The sequence below is a fragment of the Enterovirga rhinocerotis genome (genome assembly GCF_004363955.1).
GTDB lineage: Bacteria > Pseudomonadota > Alphaproteobacteria > Rhizobiales > Beijerinckiaceae > Enterovirga > Enterovirga rhinocerotis.
In genome coordinates this window covers 424155-443509 of the sequence record NZ_SNZR01000014.1, presented here as the reverse complement: position 1 = coordinate 443509, position 19355 = coordinate 424155, and the positions used below count along the sequence as shown (strand labels likewise).

11 protein-coding genes are annotated in these 19355 nt (G+C 68.0%); 6 read left to right on the top strand and 5 right to left on the bottom strand.

Translation table 11 applies throughout. The features are described 5' to 3' along the window. Window positions 1–3: 3 nt before the first annotated feature. From EV668_RS18760 to atzF, 6 genes are all read left to right on the top strand, one after another. Window positions 4–879, top strand: coding sequence for an ABC transporter substrate-binding protein (locus EV668_RS18760; protein ID WP_133772911.1), 876 nt, complete (start codon window positions 4–6; stop codon window positions 877–879). Then, the gene (locus EV668_RS18755; protein ID WP_133772909.1) at window positions 876–1883 is read left to right on the top strand and encodes a FecCD family ABC transporter permease; all 1008 of its coding nucleotides are present in this window, start codon (window positions 876–878) and stop codon (window positions 1881–1883) included. The genes EV668_RS18760 and EV668_RS18755 overlap by 4 nt, the downstream gene beginning before the upstream one ends. Window positions 1884–1930: 47 nt before the next feature. Beyond that, window positions 1931–2689, top strand: coding sequence for an ABC transporter ATP-binding protein (locus EV668_RS18750; protein ID WP_133773012.1), 759 nt, complete (start codon window positions 1931–1933; stop codon window positions 2687–2689). Further along, window positions 2670–3683 carry a DUF6925 family protein gene (locus tag EV668_RS18745; protein WP_208111579.1) on the top strand — a complete coding sequence of 338 codons (1014 nt, stop codon included), beginning with the start codon at window positions 2670–2672 and terminating at the stop codon, window positions 3681–3683. The genes EV668_RS18750 and EV668_RS18745 overlap by 20 nt, the downstream gene beginning before the upstream one ends. 113 nt (window positions 3684–3796) lie before the next feature. Further along, window positions 3797–7396, top strand: a complete 3600-nt coding sequence (uca, locus tag EV668_RS18740; RefSeq protein ID WP_133772907.1) for an urea carboxylase — start codon at window positions 3797–3799, stop codon at window positions 7394–7396. Then, window positions 7396–9210, top strand: a complete 1815-nt coding sequence (gene atzF, locus EV668_RS18735; RefSeq protein WP_133772905.1) for an allophanate hydrolase — start codon at window positions 7396–7398, stop codon at window positions 9208–9210. Before uca ends, atzF begins: the two co-directional genes overlap by 1 nt. Window positions 9211–9235: 25 nt before the next feature. Here the strand turns inward: atzF and EV668_RS18730 are convergent, their stop codons facing one another. The 5 genes from EV668_RS18730 to EV668_RS18710 form a co-directional block, all read right to left on the bottom strand. Beyond that, the gene (locus tag EV668_RS18730) at window positions 9236–10057 is read right to left on the bottom strand and encodes an ABC transporter permease (RefSeq protein WP_133772903.1); all 822 of its coding nucleotides are present in this window, start codon (window positions 10055–10057) and stop codon (window positions 9236–9238) included. After that, window positions 10058–13276 carry a glycosyltransferase gene (locus EV668_RS18725; protein ID WP_133772901.1) on the bottom strand — a complete coding sequence of 1073 codons (3219 nt, stop codon included), beginning with the start codon at window positions 13274–13276 and terminating at the stop codon, window positions 10058–10060. A 405-nt stretch (window positions 13277–13681) separates the two neighbouring features. Continuing rightward, window positions 13682–15415 carry a class I SAM-dependent methyltransferase gene (locus tag EV668_RS18720; protein ID WP_133772899.1) on the bottom strand — a complete coding sequence of 578 codons (1734 nt, stop codon included), beginning with the start codon at window positions 15413–15415 and terminating at the stop codon, window positions 13682–13684. A gap of 111 nt (window positions 15416–15526) precedes the next feature. Beyond that, window positions 15527–16774, bottom strand: coding sequence for a UDP-N-acetyl-D-mannosamine dehydrogenase (wecC, locus tag EV668_RS18715; RefSeq protein ID WP_133772897.1), 1248 nt, complete (start codon window positions 16772–16774; stop codon window positions 15527–15529). A 122-nt stretch (window positions 16775–16896) separates the two neighbouring features. Beyond that, window positions 16897–19353, bottom strand: coding sequence for a glycosyltransferase family 4 protein (locus EV668_RS18710; protein ID WP_133772895.1), 2457 nt, complete (start codon window positions 19351–19353; stop codon window positions 16897–16899). Window positions 19354–19355 lie beyond the last annotated feature (2 nt).

Below are 19355 nucleotides of genomic sequence, written 5' to 3'. Positions count from 1 at the left end.
CGCATGGCCGTTTCGGCCGGCTTTCGAGCCGCCCTGGCCGGCGCCGTTCTGGTGCCGGTCGCCCTGTCGGCCGCGCTTGCTGGCGCGCCTGACGGGCGTCCTGCGCGGATCGTGTCGCTGAACCTCTGCACGGACGAACTCGCACTGCGCCTCGCCGATCCCGACCGGCTCGTCTCCGTGACCTGGCTGTCGCAGGATCCCCGGAACGGCAATCTCGCCGAAGCCGCACGACGCCACCGCGCCAATCACGGGCTCGTCGAGGAGATCCTTCCCCTCGCGCCCGACCTCGTGGTCGCCGGGCGCTACACGACGCGGCATGCGGTGGCGATGCTGAAACGCGCCGGGATCCGGGTCGTCGAATTCGACATCCCGAAGGACCTCACCGGCGTGAAGGCGCAGATCGTCGACTTCGCCGCCGCGATCGGCGAGCCGGCCCGAGGCCGTGCGCTCGTCGCGCAGATGGATGCGGAACTGGCGCGCCTCGCCCTCTCCGATCCGCGGGCAGCGGTGCCCCGCGCCTTCGTGCTGCGGCCGAACGGATTCACGCCAGGCCGGGGCTCCCTCGTCGACGACGTGCTGACCGCGGCCGGCTTCGACAATCTCGGCGCGAGCCTCGATCTCGGCGCCTATGCCCAGGTGCCGCTCGAACGCGTGGTGCTGGAGCGCGCTGACGCCCTCATCGTCGATACCGAGCCGGACGGCCCGCCCTCCCTCGCGACGGCCGTGCTGACGCATCCGATCCTCCGCGCCCTCTCGCCCCGGCCGCGCCTGATCTCGATCCCGTCGCGTCTATGGACCTGCGCCGGCCCGAGCGTCGTCGCGGCGATCGCGAGACTGCGCAGCGCCGCGGCCGACCTCCAGAAGGGCGGCCGGCCATGAGCGGAGCGAGCCGCACCGTCCCCGAGCGCCTGCTGGTGCCCGCGCTCGCCGTGGCGGCCCTCGCGCTGACGGCGGCCTCGGTCGGGATCGGCTACGCCCCTCTCGACCTCACGGCCGCGATCACCGATGCCTGGGCCGGACGGAACACGCCCGAGGCCCTCGTCCTCCTCGAACTCCGTCTGCCCCGGGCCATCCTCGGCCTCCTCGTCGGGATGAGCCTCGGCCTCGCCGGCGCCGCGATGCAGGGTCTCCTGCGCAATCCCCTCGCGGAGCCCGGCATCGTCGGCATCTCGGGAGCGGCCGCGCTGGGAGCCGTGCTGGTCTTCTATTTCGGCACCAACCTCACCCAACTGACGCTGCCGCTCGGCGGTATCGCCGGGGCCGCCCTCGCGACCATCGTCCTCTTCGCCCTGGCAGGGCGCGGTGCGGGCACGACGACGCTGATCCTCGCCGGCGTCGCGATCAACGCCTTCGCCGGCTCGGCCACGGCCCTGGCGCTGAACCTCGCCCCCAACCCTTATGCCGCGCTCGAGGTCGTGTTCTGGCTGATGGGCTCGCTCGCCGATCGCAGCCTCGCCCATGTCTGGCTCGCCGCCCCCCTCATGGCGATCGGATGGCTCGCGCTCCTCGCCGCCGCTCCCGGTCTCGACGCCCTGACGCTCGGGGAGGATACGGCGACGAGTCTCGGCTTCCGCCTGTCCTCGCTCCGGCTCTGGGTCATCACCGGCTCGGCCCTCGCCGTCGGCACGGCCGTCGCCGTCACGGGCGCGATCGGCTTCGTCGGGCTCGTGGTGCCGCACCTTCTGCGTCGCCTCGTCGGATCGCGTCCCGGCGCGCTCCTCCTGCCGAGCGCCTTCGGAGGCGGGGTGATGGTGCTGGCCGCGGACATCGCCGTCCGGACGAGCGGGATCCGGCCGGAGCTGAAGCTCGGCGTCGTCACCTCGATCGTCGGCGCCCCGTTCCTGTTCCATCTGATCTGGCGCCTCCGCCGGAGGATGACGTGAGCGGGCTCGAGGCGCGCGGCCTCGCGCTCGGCCATGGCGGTCGGACGATGCTCGCAGGCGTCGATCTTCGTCTCGCGAGCGGCGAGATGGTCGGCATCCTCGGACCGAACGGGGCCGGCAAGACCACGCTCCTGCGCGCGCTGGCCGGCCTTGCGCCGCCGATGGCGGGCAGCCTCGCGCTCGACGGCACGCCGTTCGCCCGCATCGCGGATCGCGACCGCGCGCGGGCGATCGCCTATCTCGCCCAGGGCGCCGAGGTGAATTGGGAAATGACGGCGAGAGCCGTCGTGGCCCTCGGGCGCCTTCCCCATCGCGGCCACCCGAAGAGCCGCGACGACGAGACGGCGGTAGCCGAAGCCCTCCGGCAGGCCGACGTGCCGCATCTCGCCGACAGGTCCTGCGCCACGCTGTCGGGAGGTGAACGCGCCCGCGTCCTCCTGGCACGCGCCCTGGCCGTGCGAGGCCGATTCCTGCTCGCGGACGAGCCCGTGGCGGCGCTCGACCCGCTTCTTCAATTGCGTACGATGGAGCTTCTCGGATCGATCGCACGGGCCGGGAGCGGCGTCGCCGTCGTCCTGCACGACCTCTCGCTCGCGGCCCGCTTCTGCGACCGGATCGTTCTACTGGCCGGCGGACGCGCTCTCGCCGACGCTCCTCCCGCCGTGGCGCTCGGCGACGCGCCGGTGGCCGAGGCCTTCGGCATTGACGTGATCCGCCACCTCCATGACGGAGAGACCTTCGTCATCCCCCGGCGCCCGCGCGCCCCGCCCATCGCGAGGTCCTCCGATGACAGACCATCACCATAGCTGGCTGCTCGATGCCGTGGCCGACGAGACGAATGGCTGGGCCGTCGGGACCTTCGGCGCCATCGCCGAATTCGTCCGCGACCCCGGCGAAGCCGCCGTCACCGAGCGGACCGGCTCGTCGGCCTCGGCCGCCACCTCGCGAGGCGGGGTCCGGATCACGCTTCGCGACGACCTCGTGCCCGTCGCCTACGAGACGCCGAACCGGGACGGCGAGACCTGGAGCCAGGCCATCGCGCTCTGCCTTCCCAAGGCCGCGAGCGCGATGAACCGGCGGATCGTGCTGACCGAACTCGGACCCGACACGGAGGCCATCCGTGCCGAGGATCGCGACGCCATCGTCTTCGACATGGGCCTCGGCGTCCCTCAATCCGACATCTGCATCCGCACGCACAAACCCGAACTCATCGGCATCCTGCGATCCGGGCTCGGGCGCCCGATCTTCGAGGCCGGGCATCCGGCCATGCCGGCCATCATCCGCTTCGGCCCGCATCGCGTCTTCACCTGCGGGTTCGGACGCTGCGAGGTCTTCCAGCCGATCCCGCCGCCCGATGGGCGCTCGCCGGAAGGGCCGCACACCCACGTCTTGCCGAAGGTCCTGCGCACCGGCCGGACGCATTCGGCGACGACGCCGATCCCCGACGGCCTCGTCCCCGGCGCGCATCTCTTCCCTCCGAGCCCGGTCAAGGACGCCATGGGCCGGCGCATCCCCTATGATGGCGCACGCCACGAGGCCTTTGCGCACCTGATGGAGAGGTTCGGGGATCGCGAGACGCTCGGCCTCAAGGCCGCCGTCGCCGCGGCTCTGGCGAAAGCCACGCCGCCGGAGGATTTCGGCGAGCCGGAGGGCCGGCACCAGCGGGCGGCTCTGCGGGTCGCGATCCGGCAGGCGCGGATGGCGGGAGGATCGAGCGAGCCGATCGAACGCTGGGCCGCCGCCTTCGACCGACAGAAGGACGCGACGGCGGACGAAACGGACGAACAGCCGCCCCACTGACCGAGGCGGGCCGCCCGCACCGGCGGGTCTGGTACGGCGCTTGCGATCCGGAGCCTCATGCGCCGGACAACTCACAAAATTGCCGGCAACCCGCTCGGAGTGCTCGGCGATCCATGTTCAAGACCGTCCTGATCGCGAATCGCGGCGAAATCGCCGCCCGTATCATCCGCACGCTCAAGGCGAGCGGCATCCGCTCCGTCAGCGTCTATTCGGACCCGGACCGCACGGCCCCTCACGCCGTCGAGGCGGATGAAGCGATCCACCTTCCCGGCAGCACGGCGTCCGAAACCTATCTGCGCGGCGACCTCATCATCGCGGCCGCCAAGGCGACGGGGGCCGAGGCGATCATCCCCGGCTACGGGTTCCTGGCGGAGAACGCCGATTTCGCGGAGGAATGCGAGGCTGCGGGCATCGCCTTCGTCGGCCCGACCGCGGACCAGATCCGCCGCTTCGGGCTGAAACACGCCTCGCGCGAGATCGCGGAAGCGGCGGGCGTGCCGCTCGTCCCCGGCACGGGCCTCCTGTCGAGCCTCGACGAGGCCTTGGCCGCCGCCGAGGGGATCGGCTACCCGGTCATGCTCAAATCGACGGCAGGCGGCGGTGGGATCGGGCTCACGCGTTGCGCAGACGCAGCAGAACTTGCCCAAGTTTACGGCACCGTCCAGCGACTTGCCGAGAATTTCTTCAAGGACTCGGGCGTCTTCCTCGAACGCTGCATCGACGATGCCCGGCATGTCGAGGTCCAGATCTTCGGCGACGGTCGCGGTACGGTCCGGGCGCTCGGAGAGCGGGATTGCTCCCTCCAGCGCCGGAACCAGAAGGTCGTCGAGGAAACGCCGGCTCCCGATCTGCCGCCGGCGACGCGTGCGAGCCTTCTGGACGCGGCCGAGCGGCTCGGCATGGCCGTCGGCTACCGCTCGGCCGGCACCGTCGAGTTCATCTACGACCGGGCCCGCGACGCGTTCTATTTCCTCGAGGTCAATACGCGCCTCCAGGTCGAGCACCCGGTGACGGAGGCCGTGCTCGGCATCGACCTTGTCGACTGGATGCTGCGCACCGCCGCGGGCGATCCGCCGGACCTGACCGCGCTCCCCGAGGCGAAGGGCGCCTCGATCGAGGTGCGCCTCTATGCCGAGGACCCCGCCCACGATTTCCAGCCTTCGCCCGGAACCCTGACCGAGGTCGTCCTTCCCGCCGACGCCCGGATCGACGGCTGGATCGCGACGGGTACGGAGGTCTCGCCCTATTACGATCCGATGCTGGCGAAGCTCATCGTGCACGGTGCCGACCGCGCTGAGGCGATCGCCAAGATGGAGGCGGCCCTCGCCGCGACGCGCCTCTCCGGCATCGCCACCAATCTCGACTATCTGCGCGAGGTCATCGGCTCGCCGATGTTCGCCGCGGGCGACGTCTCGACGAAGGCCCTGTCGCGCTTCGCCTACGCGGCCAAGGCGGTCGAGGTCCTGGCGCCCGGCACCTTCACCACGATCCAGGATTATCCGGGCCGCGTCGGGCATTGGGACGTCGGCGTGCCGCCGTCCGGCCCGATGGACGACTACGCCTTCCGGCTCGCGAACCGCATCGTCGGCAACGAGGATTCCGCGGCGGGCATCGAATGCACGCTCGCCGGGCCGACGCTGAAGTTCCACACGGACGGGCTCGTCGCGCTCACCGGCGCCGTCGCCGAGGCCACGCTCGACGGCGCGCCGGTCGCCTATTGGGAGCCGGTGCCGGTCAAGGCCGGGCAGGTCCTGGCGATCGGCAAGGCGACGTCCGGCGTGCGCACCTATCTCGCCATCCGCGGCGGCTTCGACGTGCCGCTCTATCTCGGCAGCCGCTCGACCTTCGTGCTCGGCCAATTCGGCGGCCATGCCGGACGGACGCTCCGGCCCGGCGACATGCTGCCGCTCGGAGCCGCGCCGGAAGCGGCCCCTGAGGCGGGCGCCGCGCCGGCCTCGCTCGTGCCGGCCTATGCCGCCCATTGGGATGTCGGCGTGCTCTACGGCCCGCACGGCGCACCCGACTTCTTCCAGGACGAGGCGATCGAGACCTTCTTCGCCTCCTCCTACGAGGTCCATTACAACTCGAACCGTCTCGGCATCCGGCTGATCGGACCGAAGCCGAGCTGGACGCGGTCGGACGGCGGAGAGGCCGGGCTTCACCCCTCGAACATCCACGATTGCGAATACGCGATCGGCTCGGTCAACTTCACGGGCGACCTCCCCGTCATCCTCACCCGCGACGGGCCGAGCCTCGGCGGCTTCGTCTGCCCCGTCACCATCGTGAAGGCGGAACTCTGGAAGGTCGGCCAGGCGCGGCCCGGCGACACGATCCGATTCGTGCCGATGAGCTTCGACGATGCCCTCGCGCTCGAGACGGCGCAGGATGCGGCGATCGCGGCCCTCGCCCCGATGCCGGCCCTCCCGCCGGTCAAGGCACCGGCGCTCCAGCCGGCGGAGACGGTCTCGGCGACGGTCCTCGCGGCGCTCCCCGCCGAGGCCGGGCGGCCCGCCGTCGCCTACCGGCAGGCCGGAGACAAATACATCCTGATCGAATACGGGCCGAACGAACTCGACCTGCGCTACCGCTTCCGCGTCCACGCCCTGATGGAGGAACTGAAGGGCAATCCCGTTCCAGGCATCCTGGAACTGTCCCCGGGCGTGCGCTCGCTCCAGGTGAACTACGACAGCCGCACCATCCACCAGCGGGCGCTCCTGGACGCCCTGCTCGCGGCCGAGATGCGCCTGCCGCCGGTCGACACGATGAAGGTGAAGACCCGCGTCGTGTATCTGCCGATGACCTTCGAGGATTCGGCGACGCTCGACGCGGTCACGCGCTATAGCGAAACCGTGCGCTCGACGGCGCCCTGGCTGCCGCGCAACGCGGAGTTCATGCGCCGCATCAACGGGCTCGACAGCGTCGAGGAGGTCGCCGACACGATCTTCAAGGCGAGCTATCTCGTGCTCGGCCTCGGCGATGTCTATCTCGGTGCGCCCTGCGCGGTGCCGGTCGATCCGCGCCATCGCCTGCTGACCTCGAAATACAACCCCGCCCGGACCTTCACGGCGGAGGGCACCGTCGGCATCGGCGGGGTCTATATGTGCATCTACGGGATGGATTCCCCCGGCGGGTACCAGCTCGTCGGCCGCACGCTGCCGATCTGGAACAAGTTCCTGAAGAACCCCGTCTTCGCCCCCGGCGAGCCGTGGCTCCTGAAATTCTTCGACCAGGTGCGCTTCTATCCCGTCGACGAAGCCGAGCTGACCCGGCTGAGGGAGGAGTTCCGCGAAGGACGCGCGAGCATCCGGATCGAGGAGGAGATCTTCGATCTAGGCGCCTACGAGGCGTTCCTGGACGCCGAGAAGGAGTCGATCGACGCCTTCAAGGCGCGCCAGCAGGAGGCGTTCCGCGAGGAGGTCGCGCTCTGGCAGGCGGACGAAGCGGTCGCGGTCACGCTGGAGGAGGAGATCCTCGCCGTCGAGGACGACCTCGACGGACATCTGGTGGCCTCCGACATCCATGGCAGCGTCTGGAAGGTGCTCGTGCAGGAAGGCGAGACCGTCGAGGCGGGGATGCCCATCGTGATCCTCGAGGCGATGAAGACCGAGCTCAGCATCGTCGCCCCCGTTGGCGGCACGGTCACGTCGCTCTATTGCCGGCCGGGTCGGCAGGTCGCAGCGGGCGACCGTCTGCTCATGATCGAGGCCGCCTGATGCCGTTCGCGTTTCCCACCATCCCGGCACTGCACGAGGCCTATTCCAAGGGGCTCGATGCCGGCGCGGTCGTCGCCGAGATCTACCGCAAGATCGCGGAGGCCGGCGATCCCGGTATCTTCATCACCCTCGTGCCGGAGGACCAGGCGAAAGCGGCCGCGGCCGCTCTCGGGCCCTTCGATCCCGTCTCGAAGCCGCTCTGGGGCGTCCCCTTCGCGGTGAAGGACAACATCGACGTCGCCGGCCTGCCGACGACGGCCGCCTGCCCCGCCTTCGAGCATGTCGCCAGCGAGACGGCCTTCGCCGTCCGCCGCCTGCTCGATGCGGGCGCGATCCTGATCGGAAAGACCAATCTCGACCAGTTCGCGACCGGGCTCGTCGGCGTGCGCAGCCCCTATCCGGTCCCGAAGAACGCGATCGACCCGCGCTACGTGCCGGGCGGATCGTCCTCGGGATCGGCGGTCGCGGTGGCGCGGGGGATAGTCGCCTTCGCGCTCGGGACCGACACTGCCGGATCGGGCCGCGTCCCCGCCGCGCTCAACAACATCGTCGGATTGAAGCCGTCCCTCGGCGCCGTGTCCGGGTCCGGCATGGTGCCGGCCTGCCGCACGCTCGACACCATCTCGATCTTCGCCGGCACGGTCGCCGATGCCGATGCGGCCTTCCGCGTCATGGCGGTCTACGACCCCGCCGACGCCTATTCTCGCCCGCTGCCCCTGCCGCCCGCACCCGGCATCCTGCCGCCGGGTCTCCGGGTCGGCATCCCGGACGCAGCGAGCCGCGTCTTCGCCGGCGATGCCGATGCGGAGGCGGCTTTCGACCGCGCGCTGGCCGATCTCGCCTCGGTCGCACCCGGCAAGCCCGCCTCCGTCGATCTCGCGCCGCTCTTCGCGGTCGCGGCCCTGCTCTATACCGGCCCATGGGTCGCCGAGCGCTACCAGGCCATCCGCGAGGTGATCGAGACGCGACCCGAGGTCCTGCACCCCGTCACCCGCACGATCATCGGCGGCGCGACGGCCTACAGCGCCGCCGACGCCTTCGCGGGCCTCTACCGCCTCGCGGATCTCCGCCGCGCGGCCGAGGGGCTCTGGTCGCAGATCGACGTCCTCGTGGTCCCGACCTATCCCAGGCCGCGCACCGTCGCCGATCTCGAAGCCGATCCGATCGGGCCGAACAGCGAGCTCGGCACCTATACGAACTTCGTCAACCTGCTCGATCTCAGTGCCCTCGCCGTGCCCTCCCGCGCGCGGCAGGACGGCTTCCCGTCCGGGGTGACACTCATCGCTCCGCGAGGCCGGGACGGGCTCCTGGCGGCGCTCGGCGCCCGGATCCACGCCGCCGCAGGCGGCACGATCGGAGCGAGCAAGGAGGCCGTTCCATCCATCTCGGATTCGGGCGGACGCGCGGCGGCGGGCGAGATCGAAGTCGTGGTCGTCGGCGCGCACCTCTCCGGCATGGCGCTCAATCACGAACTCACGAGCCGCGACGGGCGTCTTCTCCGAGCCGGACCGACGACGCCCGATTACCGCCTGTTCGCCCTTTCCGGGGGGCCTCCCTATCGTCCCGGCCTGATGCGGGTCGCCGACGGCACCGGCTTCGCCATCCAGACCGAGACCTGGGCGCTGAGCCCCGAGGCCTTCGGAACCTTCGTCGCCGGCATCCCGGCCCCGCTCGGGATCGGCACGACCCGGCTGGCCGACGGCACGACCCCCAAGGGCTTCATCGTCGAGGCCGAGGGCGTGCGCGGCGCGACCGACATCTCGCATCTCGGCGGCTGGCGCGCCTACATGGCCGAGCGGAACCGCGCGGCCTGACCGCCGGAGCGCCGATGCCGGTCGGTCAGTCCGTCGACCGGTACTCGCGCGTGTTGTCGTCGATCAGAATCCCGATGAACAACGCGATGGCGCAGATCGAAAGCGCAAACGGAAGGTCCATCGTCTTGGTCGGATAACCCACGTAATAGCCTGATCGAAACCAGGTAATCAGATGAGAGAACGGCGTGGACGCGATCAGATCTCGGATATAGACGGGCGCCCTGTCCTGAACGAACGGAATACCTGACAGGAAAAGAGGGATCCGCCCGATCAGGGCATAGATGTACACCCAGCTCGAGAACATCGACACGATGGTTGCGTTGACCAGGCCGATCGCGCATCCAAGAGTGGCCATCGACGCCATCGCCGCCATGCAGATAAACGGATTCACTGGAAAATTGACAGCGGGATCGAAGAAACTTGTGATAATGACAAAAGCGAAAAAGATCGTAAATTTTGTGAATACTTCTCCGATAGCCCTCGCCACAACATGGTCTATACGAGTCGCGCCAGGGAACGGACGGTAATTGTCGATGTTTCTGATGCGACTCGACAGATGGAAGAACAAATAAAACGGCATCACGCCTGATGCGAAGAACAGGAGACCCGACGAGCCGAACGGAGGCGGACCCGGCACGAGGCTGTGCAGGAGGGTGAACATCAAGATCATGCCCAGCGGCTCGAAGACCGACACGAGACCAGCAAAGCGACTGCGACTGAAGCGCTCTCCGAGCGTCCGACGCGTCAACAACAGCAGGATGCTCACGCGCCGGCGCACGATCTGAAACCATTGGGTCCGATCGACCTCGACGCTGCGGGCGATCGGATTTCCGCGGAACCAGCCCATTCAGACCTCCGACGATCGGCGCGGCCGCAGCCCCGCTCCATCCCGGACCGCGATATCGCCAGCGGCGGAACCGGGGGGAAAGGACAAGCGGGCGCCTCTCACGCTGTCATACAAGTCCAGATATCGGCCCGCCATCTGCGGCACCGTGTTGGCGCGCCCCTCGCCCTCCTGCCAATGCCGGACCTCCTCGGCTCTCGCGAGATACTCCATCTCGCTCCGCGCGATCTCGACGAGGCGCGCGGACATCGCGTCCGCATCGGGGTGCGGAAGCAGCCAGCCGCCGCCATGCGTCCGGATCCGCTCTGCGACCGCGCCGAAATCGAACGCGAGAACGGGCAGGCCGGCGGCCCAGAGTTCCGTCAGCGTATGCGAATAGGTCTCCGGCCAGATCGAGAGAACGGCCCCGAAATGCGGCGCGATCTCCTTCGCGCGCCTGTCGAACTCCTCCCGCTCGTATCGGCCGTGCTGGATGATGCGCTCACCCTTCAGGATCTCGGACGCGACGCCGAGCACGTGGAATTCGAAGATGCCGTCCCTGTCGCGATCCCGCAAAGCCAGGATCTCGCGGGCGCCCTTGGCGACGCCGATATTGCCCGGGACGAGGATGCGGATCCGCTCGCCCGTGCGGGGAGCCGGTCCGGGCGGCAGGAAACGCTCGAAGGTCCGGCCATGCGGGATGACCTGGATGCCCCTCTCGCCGATCGCGGGGAAGTTGTCGGCGATGACCTCTGCCGCTCCCGCCGAGGTCGTCACGAAGGCATCGCACTTCGGAAGGGCGTCGGCCATCATCTCGCGCCAGCGTCGCACGAACCGATGCTTCAGCGGCGGGGCCGTCTGCCGGGACCAGAGTTCGACGGAGCAATCGTCATCCCCGGCAGTGCACGTTCCGCCGCAATACCTGTTCATCCGATCGAGGAGCTTGATGGACGGGCAGACCGTGTAGAAATCGTGGAAGGAGAGCACGATCGGGATCGAGAGCCGCCTGGCGGCATCGATCAGCCCGAGCCCGTGCCAGCACAGATGGCGGATATGGATCAGCTCGATCGCATGGTCGAGCAGCCAGCCTCCGACTTCGCGATCGTATTCGTCCGACCGATGGGTCCCGAGTTCGACGGGACGCGTGAAGACATGCCGCGCCTCGACCTCGATCTCGTCCTTCCCGACATGGAGGAGCTCGACCGCCCTCGGCTCCGACCGGAGCAGCCAGACGTCGTAGGTGGACAGCACCTCGCCCATCAGGTCGCGATTGGTCAGCGGCGTCCCGCCGCTCGCCGCCGCGAGGACGAACAGGATGCGCGGCTTCGCGGGAGCGGGCACATCCGTCCTGCCGCAAAGGGCGTGCGCGCGCCTCGCGACATAGCGCATCGTCGCGAGTTCGGCGCCGCGCTCGAAGGCGGCCACCGCGAGGGGCTCGAATTCCGGATAGCGCTCCGCGAGGAGGCGCTGGGCGTTCCGGTTGAGTTCGAGCCGATCACCGCCGAAGCTCGCCGCGCCATGGTGGTAGACGATCGTGCGGTCATCGATGACGTGCTGCCAGCCGGCTCGCGTCGCCCGCATGCAGAAATCGGTCTCCTCGCCATAGCCGCGCGGGAAGGAGGCGGCATCGAAGGTGCCGACATCGCGGATCGCGGCGCGTTTGACGTAGAGGCAGAAGCCGTGCCCCGTCGGCACATGCGGGTAGACCAGCTCCGATTGCTGCGTCAGCAGGCGCGCATAGGCATCTCGATCCACCCCGGCCGGAAGCCGGTTGACGCGGCCCGGCTCGGGCACCGAGAACGCTCCGGCATTGTCCGACATCGGGGTCGCCGTCGCGATCCGGCGGTCTGAATAGGCCGCCGCCCGCAGGTTCTGGAGCCAGCGGGGGGAGACGACCGTATCGGAGTTCAGGATCACGACGTCGGCCTCGCCCGCGAGCGCGACGCCGCGATTGACCGTGTCGGAGAAACCGAGCGTCTCGGGGTTCCGATGGAGATCGACGTTCTCGCGCCCGCCATAGGCATCCAGCAGGATTCCCATGGCGGGGTCCGAGCTGTTGTCGTCGAGCAGGAGAAGACGGAGGCCGGGGAGATCGCTGTGGGCCACCACAGATGCGAGGCAGTCGGCCACCTGATCCACGGCATTGTGGATCGGCACGATGACGCAGACGGGAGTCTCGGCGTCGCCCGCCGCGATGCGGTCGAACACGACCGCGCTGCGTGACGCCTCTGCGCGCGGGGGCAGCTCCATCGGCGCGCCGACCGGCTGGCGCGACACGGCACTGCGGACAACGACCGTCATGGGCTTGCGGCGCGACAGAAGCGGGAGCGGGAACTCGAAGCCGCGATAGGCTCGGGACGCGCGCAGCGCCTTCAGATCCTCCCGCCGCCTGTCGGCATTGGCGCGGGCGAAGAACACACCGTCGACGAGCATTTCGAGGGCGACGCCTTCGCTCGCGACGGGCTTCGAGCCGGCCCAGCCCTCGACCACGCCGCGATCGGCGCGCTCGACCCGTCCGTCCACCGAGATCGCCGTCGAGACGACCTTGCGGTCGATCAGATGCGGACCAAGCCGCAGATCGAAGGTGTGGCGCGACGGCAGACCGAAACGCGAGCGGCGATCGGGGGAGAACAGGTCGGCGAGATTCTCGGCGGGGAGGTAGAACCCGCATCCGAGTTGCCCTGAACGCCCCGCCCGGACCACGTCGGGCCGGTCGATGTCGATCGCGAGGGGAAACGACGCCGAGCCGTCGATCACCAGTTCCGGGCCGAGCGCGGCGTCGCGGGGATCCACATCGACCCATCCCGAAACGCCCCCCGGACCGATGCCGTCCAGCGCGCCTCTCGATCTCGGCTGGCCGATCCGCGTCTTGCGGGAGGCCCGCAAGGCGCCCGGAAGGCGCGCCGTCCCGACGGTCAGCCGCTCCGGCCGACCGACGGCTTGCCGCGGCATCCGGGCGACGAAGCCGAGCGCCGCCCTGCCGAAGCGCGCGACGGGCAGGTCGCCTCGCTCGAGCAAGGTCAGGTCCTGGAGACGGGCGCCCTTCTCGAACACGGCTGCCCCGTCCGGAGCCGAGCCGAGCCGCCGGTCGACGATCCATCCCGAGACCACGATCTCGGCATCGGTGATCTCGATCTCGTCGATATGCCCCTCGAGCGACGTCAGGAGGCGGGTGCGGTAACGGGCCACCTCACCGCGCAACGCCTGGATGAGGTTCCCGGAGCGGTCGAGCAGATCACGCAACGGAAGCGGGCCTTCTCGGCGAGCGACCACGGCGAAGGGAGCCGCAAGACGGCCGGACAGTGCGAATGGCGTACCGCCTCATTCCCAGGTTCCGCGAGGGGCTGTCGTCGATGCAAGGCGCGGTCCTTGCGCCGTCACCGCGATTTCCTCGATCCCATCGGGGCCCATTCTCCCGAACCACCCGATATCGACCACCGCCGGCGACAGGCACCGGCACGATGACGGCGCCCGCACGCCGCAGGCGCGGACACGATATGGCGCCGTCCCACCCGGCGCCAGCCTCACGCGCGCCGCCGCAACGGGTCGCCATGCCCGTGCCAGCGGGTCGCCGATCAGGATAGCGGCTCATGGAAGCGTGCCGTCCCACGACCGCGCCCAGGCATGAGCCCGGTCGCCGCGCGTCCGTTAGGACGCGGCCGCCAGGCGCTCGACCATCCCGCCCAGGGGACGAAGCGAGAAGCGCTTCAGCTCCGCCGCCTCGTCCGCCAGCGCGGACAGGATCGAGCTCGAGCTGTTGCTGACGTTCGAGCCGTGCACCATCTGGATCCACATCGGGAAGCGGGTCATCGGCGTGAAGACGCGCCCCTTCGAGAACACCCGGCTGTGATTGCCCGACAGCGCCGTCGCGCCCTTCATCTTCGGGAAGGCATCGGCCCTCTCGAACTTCGACAGGAACGCGTTGTTGTTGAGCGGAAACACGCGGCAGGTGTCGCCGTTATACTGCATGCCGTAAGGGAACGAGATCCAGAAATCCCGCTCGTCCGGCAGCTTCTCGTAGACCGCAGCCGCATAATCGTCGACCGCCTCGCAGAAGAGCTTGTTGATGGCGTCGTCGTTGTCCACGCGCGAGGTCAGCACGTAACGGTGATCGGGGCGCAGGGCCTCGGCCACCGAGCGGACGAAGACGAGGCGCGCGCTTTCGTGCTCCCCGTTGATGACCCGCTGCCAGACCGGCACGATCCAGGGATACGGCTTGATGAGATCGAGAACCGGCTGGATATGATCCCGCCGGGTCTCGTCGAAGCCGATGAACCAGCGGTCGGGCCGCCGCGCCTGCCCGACCACGGAGGGCAGGCACGTCTGCGCGAAAATCGCGGCGCGCTTCTTCAGCCAGACCGCGAAATCCTCTTCCGACAGGATCCGGCCGGTATCGCGGAACTGCGGAAGGAACATGTTGAAGCGCGTCAGCAGCGCGTAGAAGATCGGAAGCTGCGGCCGCGGGTTCTCGTAGGTGAAGATCCCATCGTCGAGAAGCGATCGCAGAGGATGGCTCTTGCGCCGCTCCTCGTCGGCCGGCGCCACGTCCTGGGCCGCAGCCGGAGCAGCGGCCGGCTTCGCGGCCGCCGGCGTCGAGGGAGCCGAAGGCTTGGTCTCGCCCGCGTTCGGATCGAACTTTTTCGGCAGCGCCTCATGGCCGGGCGCGACTCCCGCTCCGAGCTGCAGGAACTGCAGCTTTCGGCCGCCGGTCTGCAACACCTCGAACTGCTGGAGGTTCGAGACCAGTTTGGGATCGATATCGATCGTCGACGTATTCGAATCCACGATCGACTGGATCAGCTCGCGGCAACGGTCGGATTCGGGGTTCTTCGCGATGAGATAGCTCGGGGCGCTCTCATTCGTCATCAGAATGAGCTTGTAGCCCGTCTCGTTCACGAAATCGATCACGGCCGGGATCACGCCGAACTTCTTTGCTCTCGACATCTTCGTGTTCGAGAAATCATGCCCGAACAGGAAACCGTCATCGACGACCTTGTCCCGGAACGCGCGAAGGTCCGAAAGCACCCCGTCATAGGAGTGCATTGCGTCGATATAAACCCAGTCGAAATACTTGTCCTTGAAGCGCTTCACAGCGGTCGTCGAATACTCTCGATGGATCTCGACCGTCCCATCCTCGATCTTCTTCTCGAACATCTTCGAGACGGCAAGGAATTTTTCCTCGAGCTCGCCCTTGATGTGATACGAACTGACGTACTCGTCCTCCTGACCGCCCCACGGATCGATCAGGTGCAGCTTTCGCGGGCCCGAGTTCTTGAGGATCTGCGAGGCAAAGGCGCCGTTATAGACGCCGATCTCCGCGCAGACGCCTCCATTCGGCAGCTTCTGAAGCAGCTGAACACGGTTCAGTGACGTTATCAGCACGTTAGACTCCTTCGATCCCGATCAGAAGCCGCCGGCATGCGAAGTCGGCCTGGCAGCCGCTCGCACGCCTCGGCGCCGACGTCGTTCAGTTATCGCGCGTCAAGTTGCGCCTCATCGCGCAAACAGTCCAATCGCGTCTACCACGACCTTGTTGATGAAACGCCGCTGGTCCAGCCCCTTGAACTGCGAATGTCCGACAAGGAACACAGCGATGTCGCAAGCCTCGCGAGCCTGTTCTGCATCGACCAGTTCGACGCGATCGTTATCCGCCAGCTTCCGAGGCAGTTCCTTGATCCAGGGATCGCAGATCTTGATCAGGGCGGAGTCGATCTCCGCCAGTTCCTCGGCGATCTCCAGAGCCGGGCTCTCCCGGAGATCTTCGACATCGGGCTTATAGGTCAGTCCGTAACAGGCGATCACCGGCTGACGGAAACGGGCCGCATGCTGCTTGACCTTGTCGACGACGAAGAGAGCCTTCCCGTCATTGACGATCCGCGCCGCCTTGATGATGCGGCTTTCCTCGGGAGCGCTGTCGACGATGAACCAGGGATCGACCGCGATGCAATGCCCACCGACGCCCGCTCCGGGATTCAGGATCGAGACCCGCGGATGGCGGTTCGCGAGCTTGATCGCGCTCCAGACGTCGACGCCCAGTCTTTCGCTGATCATCGATAGTTCGTTGGCGAAGGCGATGTTGACGTCGCGGTACGAATTCTCGACGAGCTTGACGAATTCGGCGGTGCGGCAGTCGGTCATGAAGATGTCGCCGGTGACGAAGGTGCGGTAGAGCCGCGCCGCCGCCTCCGAACACTTGCCGGTCATGCCGCCGACGATCCGGTCGTTATTGACGAGTTCACGGAGCATGTGGCCCGGCAGGATGCGCTCGGGGCAATGCGCGATGGCGACGTCTGCCCCATCGGTATCGACACCGTACTGAGCGAATTTCAGGTCGGGGCGGAGTTCCGCGAGGCGCGCATTGATGCGCTCGGTGGTGCCGACGGGAGAGGTCGATTCCAGAATGACCGTGGCGCCACGGTCCAGAAACGAAGCGATGGCCTCGGTCGCCGCCATCACATACGACAGGTCCGGCTTGTGCTCGTCGGTCAGCGGGGTCGGCACGGCGAGGACATAGAATTCCGCCTTCGACGGCTCGCTCTGTGCACGCAGCCGCCCGGTCTGGACGCTCGCCTCGAGAAGCATGTCGAGGTCAGGCTCGAAGAAGTGCGAGACCCCCTGGTTGATGCTCCGAACCGCAGCCTCGTTGATATCGTATCCGATCACCTCGTGGCCACGGCTGGCCAACATCGAGGCGACGGGCAATCCGATATAGCCAAGTCCGACGACGCAAACGGTGCTCATCTAGATAATCCTGCGGCGAGATTTGTCGGTTGAACGGTTGCAGCGAGGCTGCGATGTGGTTCGAAGCGCGATCGATTCACCGGCGAACCACACGGACGCTTTCCTCGCGCCTGATCACGTCATCATGACGGCGGCCCGTGCGGCCCACGCGATCGGATGTCCTGCCAGCCAGTCGCAATCGTGTTTCCGATGATCTTCCAGTCGCGCTTCTCCTCGATGAAGCGACGCGCCTTCCGTCCCATCGGCTCGGCCATGGACGGCTGGTCGATCACATTCGACATGACCCGGACCAGGTCGTCCAAGGAGCCCTTCTCGAACAGCCAGCCGGTCTCGCCCTCGTCGACGAACTCGGCGATGGGGGCGACGGAGGAGCCGATCACCGGCTTTGCCATCGCCATGGCCTCGAACGGCTTCAGCGGAGAGACCATCTCCGTGATCTCGGTCGATGCGCGCGGGAACACCGCGACGTGCACGAGCGAGTAATAGGACGGAACCTGCTCGAAAGGGATGCGCCCGGTCACGATGATGTTGTTCTCGTGATCGAACTCTTTCTTGTAGGCGACGACGTCGTCGAACACGCCGCCGTCGCCGATGAGGAGGAGCTTGAACCGCTTGCCGCGCTTCGTGAGTTCCGTCGCGGCACGGCAGAGATCGATCAGGCCTTCGTAACGCGCGAAGGTGCCGATGAAGCCGAAGACGATCTCGTCCTTGATCCCGAGCTCGCGCTTCAGAGCCTCGTCCGTCGCCCTCGGCGTGAAACGCTCGGTCTCGACGCCGTTCGGCGCGAGCACGATCTTGCTCTCGTCCACGCCACGCCGAACCAGTTCGGCCTTAACCTGTCCCGTGATGGCGAAGACGCGATCCGCGTTCCTGGCCACCAGACCCTCCATCCGCTCGAACAGCGAGAAATGGTCCGTCTGACGATAGCCGGGCGTGGTCGAGGCTCTCGTGATCTCCCACAGGCCCCGGACCTCGTAGCAGAACGGCAAGCCGAGGAGCCGGGCGGCCCTGAGGGCCGGCAGCCCGGCAACCCAGTTCGAGGCGCTGTGGATGACGTCCGTCTCCATCGCGGCCGCGACATGGGCGATCCGCTGCGAGCATTCCAGGACGTAGTTCTCGAGGGTCATGGTGTCGCGAGACGCGTCCGTGCCGCCGAGATGGATATAGGGCAGCCCGTCGATCTCCTCGATATAGCTCGTCGCGGGCTTCTTCTTCTCGGCATCCCACGGATAGCCGAGCCGCGTGACGCCCAGCACGTCCTCGTCGAGCGATTTCAGCGAGCGGAGCAGATAATGCGACCGCATGGCGTAGCCGTTCGTGTCGTACGGAACGGAGCGCCACAGAACGTAAGCGGTGCGACGCCTGTTCGATCGGACATGGGCCGCCGGGGCCGGAAGCCGGATGCCCTGCTCGTGGGACGCATGGGCCCAGGACCACAGCGTCCGGGCGTAGCGGATGCTCGAGATCGGAAAGCTGCTCCGCCCCGCCATGCTGGTGAGGTAGGCCAAGCCGGGAAGCTCGAGGAAATCGGACTGCCGGAACGCTCGGGCAAGGCTCCGCAGAAACCGCTTGTCAGGGATCGACCTGAGGGCCGCGTGCCAGGACCGGCGCCCTTCGATATCCTCGCGATAGGCCGGCACGAGTTCGGCGGCGATACGCTCGACGAGTTGCTCCGTCGTCAGGCCGGCGGCCTCCCGGCTGAGGGCGAGGAGCTTGTTCAGGCTCTCGCTCTCCACGGTCGCCGACCCGCTCTCCGGCAGCAGGCCTCCCGCGCGCTCCTCGACCTTGGACATGAAGCGCCGCTCTTCGAGCGCATTCTCCCGCGCCGAGAGCAGGTTCAGGACCTGCTGGAGGGCGGTCCAGGACACCGTCACCGTGTTCGCGCCGCCATCGGCGCCGTCTTCGCAGAGGCTCTTCAGAAGCGCTTCGCGCGCATCGTAGGCCGAGGCATAGCGTTGCCGCGGAAGATCGGCCGGGACCCGCATGTAATCGGGGGCCGGCGTCTTCGCGGGCACGTCCAGCCGCATCGACGTTCCCTTGATGCGCACCTCGAGCCGGTCGGCATTCGGACCGACGAGCGGATCGAGCGGCATCTTGAAGCCGAATTGATTCGCGCCGAGATGCTTGAAGGCCGGGTCCTTGCGCAGCATCCGGCAAGGCCACGTCGCCTGAAGGACCCCGTCTGCGAAGACTTCGAGCTCGGCCGGCTCGTAATTCGGCCCGTGCGCCCATCCCCGTATCTCGAGGTTGTTGCGGGTCTCGATCCGACCGTTCGGGGGAACTGTCAGCGCGTCGATCCGACCCCGCAATTCGGGCCCGTCCACGATCCTGACCGAAACGCTTTTTGCCGCGCCCGCCGAGCCGGCCTTTCCCGGCAGGGGAAGGCTGAAACCGTAGCGCCCGTCTCCGATCGACTTCCGGGCGAGATCGGCTCGGAGGATGTCCGCCGGCGCCGTGGCGACGAGCGCGTCGTCGACATAGAGCTCCACCGTCAGCCGCTTGCCCGGCTCCGCGGGCAGCCACGCCCAGCCCTCGGCCTGGTGCAACCAGACGCGTTCGAGGCGGCCCTCAACTTTCATTG

Coding starts and splice junctions, on each gene's coding strand:
- EV668_RS18745 (WP_208111579.1), top strand. CDS start 2,670: ATGACAGACCATCACCATAGCTGGCTGCTCGATGCCGTGGCCGACGAG.
- EV668_RS18710 (WP_133772895.1), bottom strand. CDS start 19,353: ATGAAAGTTGAGGGCCGCCTCGAACGCGTCTGGTTGCACCAGGCCGAG.
- EV668_RS18750 (WP_133773012.1), top strand. CDS start 1,931: ATGCTCGCAGGCGTCGATCTTCGTCTCGCGAGCGGCGAGATGGTCGGC.
- EV668_RS18755 (WP_133772909.1), top strand. CDS start 876: ATGAGCGGAGCGAGCCGCACCGTCCCCGAGCGCCTGCTGGTGCCCGCG.
- uca (WP_133772907.1), top strand. CDS start 3,797: ATGTTCAAGACCGTCCTGATCGCGAATCGCGGCGAAATCGCCGCCCGT.
- wecC (WP_133772897.1), bottom strand. CDS start 16,774: ATGAGCACCGTTTGCGTCGTCGGACTTGGCTATATCGGATTGCCCGTC.
- EV668_RS18730 (WP_133772903.1), bottom strand. CDS start 10,057: ATGGGCTGGTTCCGCGGAAATCCGATCGCCCGCAGCGTCGAGGTCGAT.
- EV668_RS18760 (WP_133772911.1), top strand. CDS start 4: ATGGCCGTTTCGGCCGGCTTTCGAGCCGCCCTGGCCGGCGCCGTTCTG.
- atzF (WP_133772905.1), top strand. CDS start 7,396: ATGCCGTTCGCGTTTCCCACCATCCCGGCACTGCACGAGGCCTATTCC.